1 protein-coding gene is annotated in these 1129 nt (G+C 45.0%); it reads left to right on the forward strand.

Translation table 11 applies throughout. The features are described 5' to 3' along the window. A partial coding sequence (locus E0E16_RS10285; protein ID WP_181951336.1) for an IS256 family transposase occupies window positions 1–756 on the forward strand: 756 nt, incomplete at its 5' end. Window positions 757–1129: the final 373 nt, after the last annotated feature.

Genomic DNA, 1129 nt, shown 5'->3' on the forward strand with positions numbered 1-1129 from the left:
CTTTCCTCCCACTATTTAGCCGTCTATATCGACGCCACCTTTATTTCCACCCGTAGGGACAGACAGGTGTCCAAGGAGGCCTACTATACCATTCTGGGGGTATTGGAAGACGGCAGCAGGGAGGTGCTCACGGTTGTCAATCATCCCACAGAAGGGGCTCTGTGCTGGAAAGACGAGCTTGAGGCCTTGAAGCAAAGAGGCGTCGAACAGATAGACTTAGTCGTTTCCGATGCATTGCAAGGAATAGAGAATGCCGTCTGTGCAGCCTTTCCAGGTGCCGCACACCAGTTCTGCGTGGCACACGTCAAGCGACAGATACTCAGCGGCGCATCACATAAAGACAAACCAGTAATGGCGCAGCAGCTCAGTGAGGTGTTCCAATTGGAGAACAACGAGATGAATTCCTTGCAGGGATACGAACAATTCATTACCTTTGTCGAGAAATGGGAAAGGAAATATCCTGCACTAAGAAAGTACAAGACCGAACGCAACTGTGCCTACTTCACGTATATGGACTTCCCGGCCCAAGTGCAGAGGTGCATATATACGACCAACTGGATTGAAAGGCTCAACAGGAAGTACAGGAGAACCATCCAAATGAGAACATCCATGCCATCAGAGAAGTCCGTCATCTTCCTCCTGGCGGCCGTGGCGATGGAGGAAACAAAGACGACATATGAAAGGAGAATATATCAATTCAAGAACTGGAAAGAAAAGAATAAAATAACAGTGGAAGTACAGAGAAAGGAAAGATGAATTACACACTTTTAAGGACACTACCATCTGCTCCGACAAGTCGCATCCAATTGTTGCAATCCCACCCCGCCACGGGGACAAATGTATTCATTTTATTATAGAGACCTTTGCGTGAGATTGCAAACAAAACGGATGTGAAACCGATGGTATAAACCGCTCGTTTCCACACTTTCGACATCCATCTAAAAAACTTATTGATTTACAGCGACTTACAAAGCCATTTTAAAATGTCTTATACGGATTTAGCTTGTCACAATTCTGACTATAAAAAAAGTAAGAAATTATGACAAAACGTAAAACCCCGCGCGAATTTTCGTATTCGTTCAAGCTGCAAGTGTTAATTGATTATTATTCTAGCGGTTCTTCTCAAGCG

The organism is Prevotella rectalis, from assembly GCF_900607215.1.
Lineage (GTDB): Bacteria > Bacteroidota > Bacteroidia > Bacteroidales > Bacteroidaceae > Prevotella > Prevotella brunnea.